This window comes from Microbacterium sp. Yaish 1, assembly GCF_002245215.1.
Classification (GTDB): domain Bacteria; phylum Actinomycetota; class Actinomycetes; order Actinomycetales; family Microbacteriaceae; genus Microbacterium.
Map to the genome: position 1 here is coordinate 1,715,773 of NZ_NPMR01000001.1, position 13,496 is coordinate 1,729,268.

Sequence of the window (13,496 nt, forward strand, 5' to 3'; positions counted from 1 at the left end):
GGTGCACATTCGTCGGACCGGCGGTGCTGGAGTCGTGCCGCGGCGCCGCCCAGGCGACACCAGCACCGCCGGTCCGACGGGTGTATCGCCGAGCACCGGTGCATCGCGAAGCAGCCGCGGTGCGCTCGGTAGACTGGCACGTCGAATCCCGAGGAGTTTTTCTGTCATGAGCGACGCGCCCGTGCCCCCCGTCGACGACGCCGACGACGTCATCGAGCAGAAGGCCGTGCGCCTCGCCAAGCGCGAGCGGCTGCTGAGCGAACGAGCGGATGCCGCCGGCGGCGCCTATCCCGTCGCCGTGGCCGTCACCGACACCATCCCGGCGCTGCGCGAGCGCTACGCCGACCTCGAGGCGGGCGCCGAGACCGGCGTGACCGCATCCGTCGCGGGACGTGTCGTGTTCAGCCGCAACACCGGCAAGCTCTGCTTCGCGTCGCTGCAGTCGGGTGATGGCAGCCGTATCCAGGCCATGGTCTCGCTCGCCGAGGTCGGCGACGAGTCGCTGCAGGCGTGGAAGGAGCTCGTCGACCTGGGCGACCACGTCTCGGTCACCGGTCAGGTCATCTCCAGCCGCCGTGGTGAGCTGTCGATCATGGTGTCCGCCTGGCAGATCGCGTCGAAGGCGCTGCTGCCGCTGCCGAACCTGCACTCCGAGCTGAGCGAGGAGAGTCGCGTGCGCTCGCGCTTCCTCGACCTGATCGTGCGCGACACCGCACGCGAGACCGTCGTGGCCCGCGCCAAGGTCAACGCATCGCTGCGTCGCACGTTCGACGAGCACGGCTTCCTCGAGGTCGAGACCCCGATGCTGCAGGTGCAGCACGGTGGCGCCGCCGCGCGCCCGTTCATCACGCACTCGAACGCCTTCGACACCGAGCTGTTCCTGCGCATCGCGCCCGAGCTGTTCCTCAAGCGCGCGGTCGTGGGCGGCATCGACCGCGTGTTCGAGATCAACCGCAACTTCCGCAACGAGGGCGCCGATTCGACCCACAGCCCCGAGTTCGCGATGCTCGAGGCCTATCAGGCGTACAGCGACTACAACGGCATCGCCGATCTGACGCAGGAGCTCATCCAGAACGCGGCGATCGCCGTCGCGGGCTCGACGACCGTCACGTGGGCCGATGGCACCGAGTTCGATCTCGGGGGCGAGTGGGACCGCATCTCGATGTACGACTCGCTCTCGGCCGCCGCGGGGCGCGACATCACGCCCCAGACCTCGCTCGAGGAGCTCCAGGCGCTCGCCGCGGAGGTGGGCGTCGTCGTGCCCGAGAAGGTCGCGACGCACGGCAAGCTCGTCGAAGAGCTCTGGGAGCACTTCGTCAAGGGCGGGCTCGAGCGCCCCACCTTCGTCATGGACTTCCCGGTCGACACGTCGCCGCTCGTCCGCGAGCACCGCACGATCGCGGGTGTCGTGGAGAAGTGGGACCTCTACGTCCGCGGCTTCGAGCTGGCGACCGGCTACTCCGAGCTCGTCGACCCGGTCATCCAGCGCGAGCGTTTCGTCGAGCAGGCCAAGCTCGGCGCCCGCGGCGACGACGAGGCGATGCGCGTCGACGAGGAGTTCCTGCGCGCCCTCGAGCACGGGATGCCGCCCACCGGCGGCATGGGCATGGGCATCGACCGCCTGCTCATGGCCATCACGGGGCTCGGCATCCGCGAGACGATCCTCTTCCCGCTGGTCAAGTAACCGTCGATTCCTGCGAGTTCAGAAGGGCCGTCCGGGTTTCCACATCCTGGTCCGGCCGGGCTCTGCTCCGCCTCGCCCGGCGCCAGCCTGGTCTGCATGACCACGACTGTTCGCGCCGCGGATGCCGCGCACTTCCTCTCTCTCGTTCCTCATCTGCTCGGCTTCGCTCCGAGCCGCAGCCTCGTCGTGGTGCCCTTCGCGGGGTCGCGGAGCCTCGGGGCGATGCGCGTCGACCTGCCGGCCGGCGCGCTCGGTGACCTCGACAGTGCCGCCGCGACCATCGTGGGAATGGTGTGCCGCATTCCGGATGCCGATGCCCTGACGGCGATCGCGTACGTCCCGGAGTCGGCGGCTGACGGGTTGCCGGGGGTGCCCGTCCTGGCGGCGGTGAGCCGGGCAGCCGACGTCTGCGGCGTGCGGGTCGTCGACCTGCTGACCGTCGCGACGGACGGCTGGGGATCGCATCTCGATTCGTCGTGCCCGGCGGGTGGCAGGCCTCTCGCCGAGATCGAGCGGGCCGCTGCGCGGCACGGCGATCCGGGCCCCGGTCCCGCGGTCGATCGCGATCACGCATCGGGCGCCGAGCTGCCGCGGCGCAGCGCCGCAGAACGCCGCGTGGTGGGCGGCGCGCTCCGCTCGCTCGAGACGGCGCTCGCGGTGGTGTGCGGTATCCCGCGGGTGGGCGGCGGCCGGCGGCATGAGCGCGACGCGGGGGCGGAGGGCGGCGTCGACCCCGCTGCGCTCGAGGCGGCGTGCGAGCTCGACGACCCGCCGCGACTGTTCGAGCGGGTGCTCGCGGGCGATCCCGCCGAGTTCGACCCCCTCGTCGTGGCGCTGCTGGTGTGGTGCCTGTCGCGCCCGTCGCTGCGCGATGTCGCCCTCGTGCAGTGGGCGACGGATGCCGACCGTGGCGAGGACGCCCTCGAAGCGCAGCGCCGGTGGGAGCGAGGCGAGGAGTATCCCGAACGGCTCGGGCGCATCATGTGGGGCGACGGCGACAGGCCCGACCCCGACCGCCTGCTCGCCGCGCTCGCGGTGGTGCGCGAGGTCGCCGCGCTGGCTCCGCGACGACTGCGGCCCGGACCGCTCGCGCTGTGCGCTTGGCTCGCCTGGGCGCTCGGTCGATCCACGCACGCGGCGTCATACGCCGAGCGTGCGCTCGAGATCGATCCCGATCACGGGCTCGCAGAGATCCTGCTGTCGTTCGCGCAGATCGGCCACCTGCCCGACTGGGCCTTTCATCAGCGGGGACACGTACGATAGGGGGCATGGACGAATACGTGAGCGCGGTCATCTGGTCGCTGTTGCCGACCCTCGTGGTCTCGGTGCTCTTCGTCTTCGTCCTCCGCGGCATCCTGCGCATGGATCGGACCGAGCGCCGGGCGTACGCGAAGATCGAGGCGGAGGAGCGCGCAGCTCGAGGGCTCGCGCCCGCGCCCGACAGCTCGACCCCCTGAACCCGTGGGATGAGCGGTTGCGCCCGATACGCTGATTCCGAGGAGATCGGAGGGGCGGCGTGACGATCGAGTTCACCGCGTTCGAGTTCCCCGGCTGGTGGCTCGTCCTGGTCTTCATCGCCGACCTCATCATCCGCATCACCGCGATCATCGTCGTTCCGCGCAACCGGCGCCCCACCGCCGCCATGGCGTGGCTGCTGGCGATCTACTTCATCCCGTTCGTCGGGGTCCTCCTCTTCCTCCTCATCGGCAACCCGCGCCTGCCGCGGAAGCGGCGCCGGATGCAGCGTGAGATCAACCAGTACATCCGCGAGACCAGCGAGGGGCTCGACTTCGGCACCCTCCGACCCGACGCCCCCGCGTGGTTCACCTCGGTCGTCACGCTCAACCGCAATCTCGGTGCGATGCCGCTCGCGGGCGACAACGGCGCGGAGATCATCTCCGATTACGAGGAGAGCATCCGCCGCATGGCGGAGGAGGTGCGCAAAGCCGAGCGTTACGTGCACGTGGAGTTCTACATCCTCCAGTCCGACAAGACGACCGACGTCTTCTTCGCGGCGCTCGAAGAGGTCGCCGCGCGCGGTGTGACCGTGCGTGTGCTCCTGGACTACTGGGCCAACCGCGGCAAGCCGAACTATCGCGCCACGGTGAAGCGCCTCACGGCGATGGGTGCGGACTGGCACCACATGCTCCCGGTGCAGCCGCTGCGCGGCAAATACCAGCGCCCCGACCTTCGCAATCACCGCAAGCTCATCGTCGTGGACGGCCGGGTGGCGTTCACGGGGTCGCAGAACATGACCGACTCGACCTACAACCTCAAGAAGAACATCAAGCGTGGCCTGCACTGGGTCGACCTGATGGTGCGGGTGCAGGGTCCCGTGGTGGCGAGCATCGACGCGGTGTTCCTCTCCGACTGGTACAGCGAGACCGGCTCGGCGCCCTCCGAAGACGTGGGTCTGTTCGAGCTCGAGAGCGGGCCGGGCGACCTGGACTGCCAGATCGTCCCGTCCGGGCCCGGGTTCGAGTTCCAGAACAACCTCAAGCTCTTCACCGCCCTGCTGTTCGCGGCGCAGAAGCGCGTGATCATCGTCAGCCCGTACTTCGTACCCGACGAGGGGCTGCTGCTGGCGGTGCAGACGGCCTGCCAGCGCGGACTCCAGGTCGAGCTGTTCGTCTCGGAGGAGGGCGATCAGGCGATGGTCTACCACGCCCAGCGCAGCTACTACGAGGCGCTGCTGCGGGCGGGCGTGAAGATCTGGATGTACCGGAAGCCCTACATCCTGCACACGAAGAGCCTGACGATCGACGACGACGTCGCCATCATCGGTTCGAGCAACATGGACATGCGCTCGTTCGGTCTGAACCTCGAGATCTCCATGCTCGTGCGTGGCGAGGAGTTCATCGCCCAGCTGCGTCAGGTCGAGGACCAGTACCGGTCGCTCTCGCGTGAGCTCACCCTCGAGGAGTGGATGAAGCAGCCGCTGCGCTCGACGGTGCTCGACAACCTCGCGCGCCTGACCTCTGCGCTGCAGTGACCTGTTTCTGAGACGGTGCGCGCTGGCGCGACACTTTCGGGATGACGGAAGGATGAGACCATGACGACGACACGCACGACCGCGGCATCCGCTCTGCTGCTCCTCTCGGCGCTCGCGCTCGCCGGCTGCGCCACGACCCCCGGCGGGGCCGCGCCCGGCACCTCCGCGTCCGGCGCGCCCGGCTCGGCGGCGCCGTCTCAGGACGCCGACGTCGAGGCGGCGTGGCTCGACGGCGGGCGTGCCGTCGGTCTCGTGACCTACGGCAGCTCCTCGTGCCAGCCCGTCGTCGGCGAGGTGACGGCGTCGGGACAGACGGTGACCGTCGAGCTCACCGACCCCGAGGGCACCGCCTGCACGCGTGACTACGTGCCGCGAGCGTCGTATGTCGGGCTGCCGGCGGGCGTCGACCCCACGCAGGACGTCGACATCGTCGTTGCCGGGGGATACACCGGTGACGCGGAGCTCGACGGGGTCGCCGGGCTCACGGCTCCCACGGGCGAGCTGATCGGCGACATGGTGCCGAGCGCCGGCTGGTTCGACGATGCGGGCCTGGTGCTGCTCACCTGGGGCTCGTCGAGCTGCCCGCCCGTCTTCGAGACCGTGGCCCTCGACGGAGACACGGTGCGCGCCACGGAGGCCGCCGGAGCCGCCGATCAGGTCTGCACGATGGACTACGCGCCCCGGCTGAGCGTGCTCGGGGTCGAGGGCGTCTCGGACGACGCCCGTCCGGGTGAGATCGTGCTGGTGTCGCCCGCGGGCGACGAGCAGCGCATCGCCATCATCGGCTGACGCCGCTCAGCCCGCGTGCCGCTCAGGCCATCGTGTCGAGGATGCCGGTCAGGTCGTCGTAGGTCGTCCGGGGGTTGAGGATCGCGAACCGGGCGTTCGTCCGACCGGCGTGGCTGCTCGGGGTGACGAACGCGTGCTGACGCTCGAGCAGATCCGACGACCAGCGCGCATAGTCCGACCGCTCCCACCCGACTCGCTCGAACACGACGACGCCGAGCTGCGGGCGGCGAACGAGGGTGAGCTCGGGTCGCCGCTCGATCTCGACCGCGATGCGCTCGGCGAGCTCGATCGACCGCGTGATCGCATCGCGGTACACGTCGGTGCCGTACGTCGCGAGCGAGAACCACAGCGGAAGACCCCGCGGCCGGCGAGTGAGGTGCACGGCGTAGTCGGACGGGCTCCAGTCGGAGGTCTCGGTCAGCGTGTCGAGGTACTCGGCGTGCTGCGTGTGCGCCCGTCGCCCGAGCTCGGGGTCGCGGTAGATAAGTGCGCACGCGTCGAACGGGGCGAACAGCCATTTGTGGGGGTCGACGATGACCGAGTCGGCGTTCTCGACACCGGCGAAGCGGTGGCGTGCGACCGGTGAGAGCATCGCGGCGAGTCCGTAGGCCCCGTCGACGTGAAGCCAGACGCCGTGCTCGCGCGTGACCGCCGACACCGAGGCGATGTCGTCGACGATGCCGAAGTTGGTCGACCCGGCGGTCGCGACGACGGCGAAGACGCTCTCGCCGTGCTCCGCGAGGGCGGCGCGCACCGCCTCGCCCCGCAGCATGCCGTCATCCGCGACGGGTACCGCGACGACGTCGACGTCCATGACACGGGCGGCCGAAGCGATCGAGGAATGAGCCTCGGAGCTGCAGACCACGCGCCAGCGCTCGGGTCGGATGCCGCGGGCCCGGGCGGTCTCGCGAGCGGCAACGAGCGCGGACAGGTTGCCGAGCGTGCCGCCCTGCACGAAGACACCACCGGCGCTCGCGGGCAGCCCGAACTCGTCGGCGAGCCAGCGCAGCACCTCGTTCTCGGCGTGCACGGCACCGGCGCCCTCGAGCCACGATCCGCCGTAGAGCGCGCTCGCCGAGACGACGAGATCGAACGCGGCGGCGGCCTTCGACGGCGCGCTCGGGATGAAGGAGAGATAACGGGGGTCGTCGGTCGAGATGCACGACGGGGCGAGGATGTGCTCGAAGACGCCGATGGCCTTGCGGGCGCCGATGCCGTCCGCGTCGATCGTGCGCCCGGCCAGGCGCCGCAGTTCGGGCAGCGGCAGGGGCTTGTCGAGCGGGGTGTCCTCGGCGAGGAGCCGGCCGCGCGAGTACTCCAGCACGAGGTCGACGATCGCGCGGGTCTCATCGGTGACGTCGTGCATGCGGGCGGGAAAGCGCTCGGTCATGGGTCCTCCTTGCGTCGAGGGTAGTTCTGTCGGGCGGGGCCGGGGCGGCGCGTCCGGGGCGGGGCGGTCAGGTCAGCGGCGGGGTGCGCGGTGGTGCGACCCGGCGAGGGGCGAGCGCCTCGACGGCCGCGCCGAGGCGGAGCAGTGCGCTGTCGTCGTACGCGCGTCCGGCGATCGTCAGGCCGACCGGCATCCCGATGTCGGGGAGGAGTCCCATCGGAACCGTCACGGTCGGGATGCCGAGGTGGCGGATGGCGAGGTTGCCGTTGGCGACCCAGGTGCCGTTGCGCCACCCGATGTCGGCCGACGCGGAGTTGACGTCCATGTCGGCGGGAGCGACATCGGCGACGGCGGGGAAGACGACGGCGTCGAGGCCCGCGGCATCCATCCATTCCTCGAGGTCGACGCGCCGGGTCTCCTCGAGTCCGCGGAGCCCGGCCTCGAGATGCGGGATGTCGGTGAGCGCCATGCCCGGGTGCGCGCGGACCCAGCCGGGGTACTCGGCGATGTCGTCGTCGAAGCCGTCGTAGCGGTCGGGCAGGGCGCCGTCGGGATGCGGGAAGATCCGCGCTCCGTCGACGCCTGCGAGACCGGGGAGGGCGGGGTCGCCGTTGGCGCGGAGGAAGTCGTCCCAGGCCCACGCCGACAGATCGACGATCTCGCGGCGCAGGTACTCGGTGCTCACGCGTCCGTTCGTCGCGATGGACCCCGCGCCGGGCCGGTCGTTCTCGTAGCGCGACACGACGGGGAAGTCGGTCTCGACGACCTCGGCTCCGGCTGCCTCGAGGTCACCGCGGAGCATCCGCCACAGCGCCTTCACGCCCGGCCGCGTCTCGATGCGCTGCCCGGTCGGCCCGCCGATGCCGGGGGAGTCGGCGGTGCCGGCATCCGGATCGGCGCCGATGTACATGCGCGGGATGCCGATGCGCCGGCCGGCCAGCACGGCGCGGGCGTCGGCGGGGCTCGCGACGGCGAGGTCGCGGTAGCTCGGCGGGCGGACGGCCGAGGCGGCCGGGATCTCGACCCAGGGCTGCATCCGCCAGAAGTCGCCGCGAGGGTCGGGATCGTCGGCGACGACGATGTCGAGCACGGCGAGCAGATCGGCCATCGTGCGGGTGTGGGGGACGACGACATCCATCGTCGGGACGAGCGGCCAGTTGCCGCGCACCGAGATCACACCGCGCGACGGGGTGTAGGCGCAGAGAGCGTTGTGCGAGGCCGGCCCGCGCCCGCTCGACCACGTCTCTTCGCCGAGCCCGAACGCGGCGAAGCTCGCTGCGGTGGCCGTTCCCGAGCCGTTCGACGATCCCGACGCGAACGGGGCGGTGAGATAGTCGGCGTTGTACGGGCTCTCGGCCCGCCCGTAGAGACCGCGCTGCATGCCGCCGTTGGCCATCGGCGGCATGTTGGTCAGCCCGAGGCAGATGGCGCCGGCGTCCCGCAGTCGCTCGATCGTGAAGGCGTCGCGCTGCGCGACGAGGTCCGCGAACGCGGGGCTTCCGGCAGCGGCGGTCAGGCCGCGCACGAGGTAGCTGTTCTTCGCGGTGTAGGGGATGCCGTCGAGCGGGCCACGGCTCTCACCGCGCGCGCGACGCTCATCCGACGCGCGGGCTTCGGCGAGGGCATCCGGGTTCCGCACGACGATCGCGTTCAGTGCGGTGGCGGTATGCGGGCCGTCGTAGGCGTCGATCCGGGCGAGGTAGGCCTGGACGAGCTCGACAGCCGTGGCGTCGCCGTTCGCGAGTGCCGCCCCCAGCTCACCGATGGAGGCCTCCCAGACCTCGATCACCGCTCTGTCTCCGCTGCTCTTCTCGTCGAGTCGCCAGGAAGTGCGGGTCCGGCGGGGGCGGCATCCGCAGAGTTCGGCGAGTCGACGGGGGAAGGGGAAGGGGAAGGGGAAGGAGAGGGCAGGGCGGGCTGCTGCTGCGTGATGCAGTGGATGCCGCCGCCGCGGGCGAAGAGCGGCCGGGCGTCGACGGTCACGATGCGACGGCCGGGATAAGCGTCGGCGAGGATGCCGCGGGCGCGGTCGTCGGCCACGGGGTCGCCGAAGCCGCAGGCGATCACCCCGCCGTTGACGACGAGGTGATTGACGTAGCTGAAGTCGACGAAGCCCTCGTCATCGCGCAGCTGCGCGGGGCCGGGCAGGTCGACGATCTCGAGGCGCCGGCCGGCGGCATCCGTCGCGGCTTCGAGGGCGGCGCGGATCTCGGGCATCACGGCGTGGTCGGGGTGCGCGGGGTCGGGCTGCGCGTGCAGCAGCACACGGCCGGGCGCGGCGAAGGTCGCCACGATGTCGACGTGGCCGTTCGTGCCGAACTCGTCGTAGTCGCGCGTGAGCCCGCGGGGCAGCCAGATGGCCGTGTCGGCGCCGATCGTGCGCAGCATCTCGGCCTCGACGCGCGCCCGGTCGGCGAAGGGATTGCGTCGCGCGTCGAGCTGGACGGTCTCGGTCAGCAGCACGGTGCCCGCACCGTCGACGTGGATGCCGCCGCCCTCGTTGACGAGCATCGAGCTGACCAGCTCCGCTCCGACATGGGCCGCGACGAGGCGGGCGTGCTCGGCGGAGAGACGCCAGTCTGCCCAGTCGGGAGCGCCCCACCCGTTGAAGATCCAGTCGACGGCACCGAGCACGCCCGGCCGGTCGTCGTCGACGACGAATGTGGGACCGTGGTCGCGCATCCAAAACTCGTCGACGGGCGTCTCGTGCTGCTCGACCCCGCTGCCGAGGAGGTCGCGCGCTCGCGCCGTCTCAGTCGGATCGACCAGCATCGAGACGGGCTCGAACTCGGCCACGGCGCGGGCGACCGCGGTCCAGGCGGCGTACCCTTCGGCGCGATCCGCCTCGGTGTCGCCGAGGGTGAACCCGACGCGCGGGAAGGCCATCCAGGTGCGCTCGTGCGGCGCGGTCTCGGCCGGCATCCTCCAGGGCATCGCGTTCCTCCGGATCTAGTTGATCAGTTGATCAATTGCTGGGAAGCGTACAGACTGGCGGGCATGGCGTCAAAGGATTCCGCGGGGCGAGCGCGGCTGAGCGGAGAACAGCGCCGCGCGCAGATCGCCGCCGCCGCCGAGCGCATCGCCCGCGAGCAGGGACTGAGCGCGGTGACCCTCCGTGCCGTCGCGGCGTCGGTCGGCGTCGGCCCGGCGCTCGTCGCGCACCATGCCCCGAGCATGGACGACGTCGTGGCCGGTGCGTTCGACACGATCGTCGCGGCTGAACTGCGCGATCTCGTCCTGATCGCCGATAGGGCGAGCCGGGCTGTTCGCGACGCCGGTGACGGCCGCACTCCCGCTTCGAACACCGACGCTGATTCCGGTGCCGCGGCAGCCCTCGCGGCTGTTCTCGCCACTCTCCTCGACGGGTCGCGTGCGGACGTCACCCTTGTCTGGGTGCAGTCCTGGGCTCTCGGCGGACGCAATGCTGCGCTCGCCGAGCGGGTGCGGGCCCAGATGGATGCCTGGACCCGCTTCCTCGCCGGCATCGTGCGGTCCGGCGTCGCATCCGGGTGCTTCCGTGTCACCGATCCCGAGGCCGTCGCCGCGCAGTTGCTCGGCATGATCGACGGACTCAACGCGCACGCCCTCGTGTCGTGGCGTGACGCGGACGAGCGCTCACGCCTGATGGCGCTGTCGGCGGGAGCGATGCTCGGGATCGACGCGGAGACGCTGCTCACAGGCGATGCTGCACTTCCCCACCCATAACAGTCAGCACGACCCGGCCGCCGAGCAGCGAGCCCGGGCCGTCCCGGAACGGGTCGATGTCGAGCACCGCGAAGTCCGCGACGCAGCCAGCCTCGAGTCGGCCCCGGTCTTCGGCGCCGACGACGGACGCGGCGGCCTCGCGGGTGGCATGCGCGATCGCCTCGGCGAGCGTCACCGCCCCCGCAGGGTCGTAGGGTTCGAATGCGGGATCGAGAGCCGAACGGCGGGTAGCCGCGACGTACAGGTTGGCAAGGGCATCATGGGGTGCTGTTGGGGCATCGGTCGAGAACGCCAGACGTGCGCCGGCATCGAGATACTCGCGCCAAGGGAAGGCGCGTTCGGTCCGCTCGTCGCCGAGCATCGCGGCCCAGTTGGCGAAGATCGCCGGATCGGCGTGAACGGGCTGCATTGATGCCGTCACGCCGAGTCGTGCCATCCGCCCCGCCGTTTCGTGCGCCGCGTACTCGAGGTGCTCGATGCGGTGGCGGCGAGAGCGGTTCGGCTCTGCCGCGGCGGCGGCCTCGAGCGCGTCGAGAGCGATGTCGCTCGCGCGGTCGCCGATGGCATGCAGGGCGATCTGCAGACCGGCGGCATCGGCTGCGGCGACGACGGGATCGAGGTGATGCGCGGGCCAGATCGGCTCGGCGTTCGAACCGTCGGCGTAGGGATGCCGCATTGCGGCGGTGCACGCGTCGATCACGCCGTCGAGCACGAGCTTGATCCCGATGATCCGGATCACCGCGTCCGAGGTCTCACGGGCCAGCTCGGCCGCGCGTGCGACCTGGGCCAGGTTCTGTTCGTGGTCGCCGGTGTTGACGACGAGCCAGTGCGCGGACACCCGCAGGGGGAGCGTCCCGCCCCGGCGTGCAGCGGCTCTCCGGAGCGCGGCGAGTGCGCGGTCATCGAAGGCCATGTCGACGACCGTCGTCACGCCGCTCGCGACGTAGGCCGCCAGCATCCGCTCGACGGCGTCGTCGCGGTCGGCGTCGGTGGACACCTCGGCGAGCAGGCCCCAGGCGAGCTGCTGGGCGGCGGTCTCGTACAGCATCCCGTCCGCGTGCCCGTCCGCGTCCCGGGAGATCCGGCCTCCGATCGGGTCGGGGGTGTCGTCATGGATGCCGAGCTCGGCGAGCGCGGCTGAGTTGACCCAGCATGAGTGCAGGTCGTTCGCATCGAGGTAGACCGGGACGTCGCTGACGACGGCGTCGATCATCGCCGCGGTCGGGCGCTGCGGGCCCACGGAATCGAACAGCCATCCCCGGCCGAGGATGCGGGTTGCCCGGGGTGCAGTCTCGCGAGCCGCGCGCAGCCGCTCCTGTATCTCGGTGAGGTCCCGCGCGTCGGTGAGCTCGACTTTGCCGAGCGCCTCGCCGAGCATGACCAGGTGGGTGTGGACGTCTGCGAACCCGGGGACGACGAGACGCCCGCCGAGGTCGACCGCTCGAGCATCGGCGCCTGCGGCGGAACGCGCACCGGAATCGTCGCCGACGAACGCGAGGCGCCCGTCGTCGACCACCAGGGCCTCCGCCCACTCGGCATCCGTCGCGCCGGTGAAGATCCGACCGCCGGTGTAGAGCTCGCGCGTCATGCCGCGACCTCGGTGTCGCGGACGAGGGCGGTCCGTGAGTCGACACGTTGCGAGACCCGCGCGATCGCTGCAGCGGGAATCGCCAGGGCGAGGCTCGCGACCGCCAGGACGGTGACGAATCCGACGTAGCCCGCGATGCTCACGATGGCCGCACCGATGACGGGCGTGAGTGCGGAGCCGACGAGGTACACGGCCATGAGCGGACCCGACCAGCGGCCGGTCTCGTCGAGTGCGGAGGCCGTCGCGACGAAGAACATGAACGACATCGCGTAGACGGTGTTCCAGATGATGAACACGGCGATGAACAGGGTCGGGTCGGTGACGAACCCGAGTGCGATCTTCAGCGCGCCGCCCGTCACCAGCAGCACCGTGAGGGGGATGACCCGCCCGAAGCGGTTGCCGGCGATCATCAACCCCACCGAGCCCAGCAGGCCGCCCGCGGTCGCGCCGCTCAGCGCTACACCGAGCCCTTCTGCCGTGAGGCCCGTCTGGTCTCCTCCCATGACGCCGGCCATGGCCCACAGCGAGTCCTCGCTGGCGGCCCAGAGGGCGAAGACGACCAGGATGCCGAAGCCGGCCCAGGCGGCGCGGGCCTCCGCCGGCCGACGTACGCGCAGGGTGCCGGTCCTGGGGATCTCGATCGGCATTGCCTCTGCCGGGGCGGCGGGACCGCGGTCGTCGGACATGGGGGCCGCAGGCAGCCAGCGCGAAGCCGCGAGACCGAGAAGCGAGAAGACCGCGAGGGTGCCGAACACGTCGATCGCGGCCAGGCCCATGAGCGGAACGATCGCGAGGACGATCGTGATGACCCCCCGGTTGGCCAACCCGTAGAAGCCGGCGGCGCGGTCGGGATTGCGGAAGGCGGCCAGCGCCGCACCCGACGCCGCCACAGCCCCGCCGGCACCGAGCCCGCCGATGAACAGTCCCGCTATCACGAGCGCGCCTATGCCCCCGAGCGCGGCGGCGCCGAAGCCGATCGCACCGAGCCCCAAGCCGACCCGCGCGACCGCGAGGCGCCGAGGGCCTGCGCACAGCGGCGCGATCGCGAGCCCGGCGACGGCGGTCGCGAGCAGCGTCGCGGTCACGATCCAGCTCGCGGTGAGGGTATCGAGCTCGAGCTCTTCCCGGAGCGCCGTGATCATGTACGGCGAGAGGTTCACTCCGAGGTAGCCGGCGATGCCGATGATGAAGGTCGAGCTCGCGGTGGGCCAGCGCAGGGGGACGCGCAGGGACAGGTCGGTCATGGGTTCTCCTGTTCGTTCGGGCACGACGGTGTGCGGAGGCGAGGTCTCGCGGGTTTACCGAACGGTATTCGGTTATTGTTACCACCACGTGACGGATCTGAGAA

The 13,496-nt window shown here is 71.1% G+C and carries 11 protein-coding genes; 6 read left to right on the forward strand and 5 right to left on the reverse strand.

Annotated elements, in window-relative coordinates; genetic code table 11:
• Positions 1-166 precede the first annotated feature (166 nt).
• The 5 genes from lysS to CI089_RS08160 all read left to right on the forward strand — a co-directional run bounded on the left by lysS (position 167) and on the right by CI089_RS08160 (position 5,465).
• A complete protein-coding gene (gene lysS / locus CI089_RS08140) occupies positions 167-1,684 on the forward strand; it encodes a lysine--tRNA ligase (RefSeq protein ID WP_094260994.1) in 1,518 nt (505 codons plus the stop codon).
• A 96-nt stretch (positions 1,685-1,780) separates the two neighbouring features.
• The gene (locus tag CI089_RS08145) at positions 1,781-2,947 is read left to right on the forward strand and encodes a DUF4192 family protein (protein ID WP_094260995.1); all 1,167 of its coding nucleotides are present in this window, start codon (positions 1,781-1,783) and stop codon (positions 2,945-2,947) included.
• A gap of 5 nt (positions 2,948-2,952) precedes the next feature.
• Complete coding sequence (locus CI089_RS08150) at positions 2,953-3,141, forward strand: hypothetical protein (RefSeq protein WP_094260996.1); 189 nt, start codon at positions 2,953-2,955, stop codon at positions 3,139-3,141.
• A gap of 65 nt (positions 3,142-3,206) precedes the next feature.
• Entirely contained in the window at positions 3,207-4,676 is a 1,470-nt protein-coding gene (cls, locus tag CI089_RS08155) for a cardiolipin synthase (protein WP_256977738.1), read from the forward strand.
• Between the two features lie 60 nt (positions 4,677-4,736).
• Positions 4,737-5,465, forward strand: a complete 729-nt coding sequence (locus tag CI089_RS08160; RefSeq protein WP_094260998.1) for a hypothetical protein — start codon at positions 4,737-4,739, stop codon at positions 5,463-5,465.
• Between the two features lie 22 nt (positions 5,466-5,487).
• Here CI089_RS08160 and CI089_RS08165 read toward each other — a convergent pair whose 3' ends face one another.
• The 3 genes from CI089_RS08165 to CI089_RS08175 all read right to left on the reverse strand — a co-directional run bounded on the left by CI089_RS08165 (position 5,488) and on the right by CI089_RS08175 (position 9,789).
• Positions 5,488-6,855: a pyridoxal phosphate-dependent decarboxylase family protein gene (locus CI089_RS08165; RefSeq protein ID WP_094260999.1), complete on the reverse strand. Its 1,368-nt coding sequence runs from the start codon at positions 6,853-6,855 to the stop codon at positions 5,488-5,490.
• Between the two features lie 67 nt (positions 6,856-6,922).
• Entirely contained in the window at positions 6,923-8,644 is a 1,722-nt protein-coding gene (locus CI089_RS08170) for an amidase (RefSeq protein WP_094261000.1), read from the reverse strand.
• Positions 8,641-9,789 (reverse strand): agmatine deiminase family protein, encoded by a 1,149-nt coding sequence (locus CI089_RS08175; RefSeq protein ID WP_094261001.1) that lies wholly within the window; start codon positions 9,787-9,789, stop codon positions 8,641-8,643. Before CI089_RS08175 ends, CI089_RS08170 begins: the two co-directional genes overlap by 4 nt.
• Positions 9,790-9,852: 63 nt before the next feature.
• Between CI089_RS08175 and CI089_RS08180 the strand changes: the two genes are divergently transcribed.
• Positions 9,853-10,560: a TetR family transcriptional regulator C-terminal domain-containing protein gene (locus tag CI089_RS08180; protein WP_094261002.1), complete on the forward strand. Its 708-nt coding sequence runs from the start codon at positions 9,853-9,855 to the stop codon at positions 10,558-10,560.
• Here CI089_RS08180 and CI089_RS08185 read toward each other — a convergent pair.
• Both CI089_RS08185 and CI089_RS08190 read right to left on the reverse strand, forming a co-directional pair.
• On the reverse strand, positions 10,529-12,148 hold the full coding sequence (locus CI089_RS08185) for an amidohydrolase (protein ID WP_094261003.1): 1,620 nt from the start codon (positions 12,146-12,148) through the stop codon (positions 10,529-10,531). The genes CI089_RS08180 and CI089_RS08185 overlap by 32 nt on opposite strands.
• Positions 12,145-13,392 (reverse strand): MFS transporter, encoded by a 1,248-nt coding sequence (locus tag CI089_RS08190; protein WP_094261004.1) that lies wholly within the window; start codon positions 13,390-13,392, stop codon positions 12,145-12,147. The genes CI089_RS08185 and CI089_RS08190 overlap by 4 nt, the downstream gene beginning before the upstream one ends.
• Positions 13,393-13,496 lie beyond the last annotated feature (104 nt).

Coding starts and splice junctions, on each gene's coding strand:
- CI089_RS08150 (WP_094260996.1), top strand. CDS start 2,953: ATGGACGAATACGTGAGCGCGGTCATCTGGTCGCTGTTGCCGACCCTC.
- CI089_RS08175 (WP_094261001.1), bottom strand. CDS start 9,789: ATGCCCTGGAGGATGCCGGCCGAGACCGCGCCGCACGAGCGCACCTGG.
- lysS (WP_094260994.1), top strand. CDS start 167: ATGAGCGACGCGCCCGTGCCCCCCGTCGACGACGCCGACGACGTCATC.
- CI089_RS08145 (WP_094260995.1), top strand. CDS start 1,781: ATGACCACGACTGTTCGCGCCGCGGATGCCGCGCACTTCCTCTCTCTC.
- CI089_RS08190 (WP_094261004.1), bottom strand. CDS start 13,392: ATGACCGACCTGTCCCTGCGCGTCCCCCTGCGCTGGCCCACCGCGAGC.
- CI089_RS08160 (WP_094260998.1), top strand. CDS start 4,737: ATGACGACGACACGCACGACCGCGGCATCCGCTCTGCTGCTCCTCTCG.
- CI089_RS08180 (WP_094261002.1), top strand. CDS start 9,853: ATGGCGTCAAAGGATTCCGCGGGGCGAGCGCGGCTGAGCGGAGAACAG.
- CI089_RS08165 (WP_094260999.1), bottom strand. CDS start 6,855: ATGACCGAGCGCTTTCCCGCCCGCATGCACGACGTCACCGATGAGACC.
- CI089_RS08185 (WP_094261003.1), bottom strand. CDS start 12,148: ATGACGCGCGAGCTCTACACCGGCGGTCGGATCTTCACCGGCGCGACG.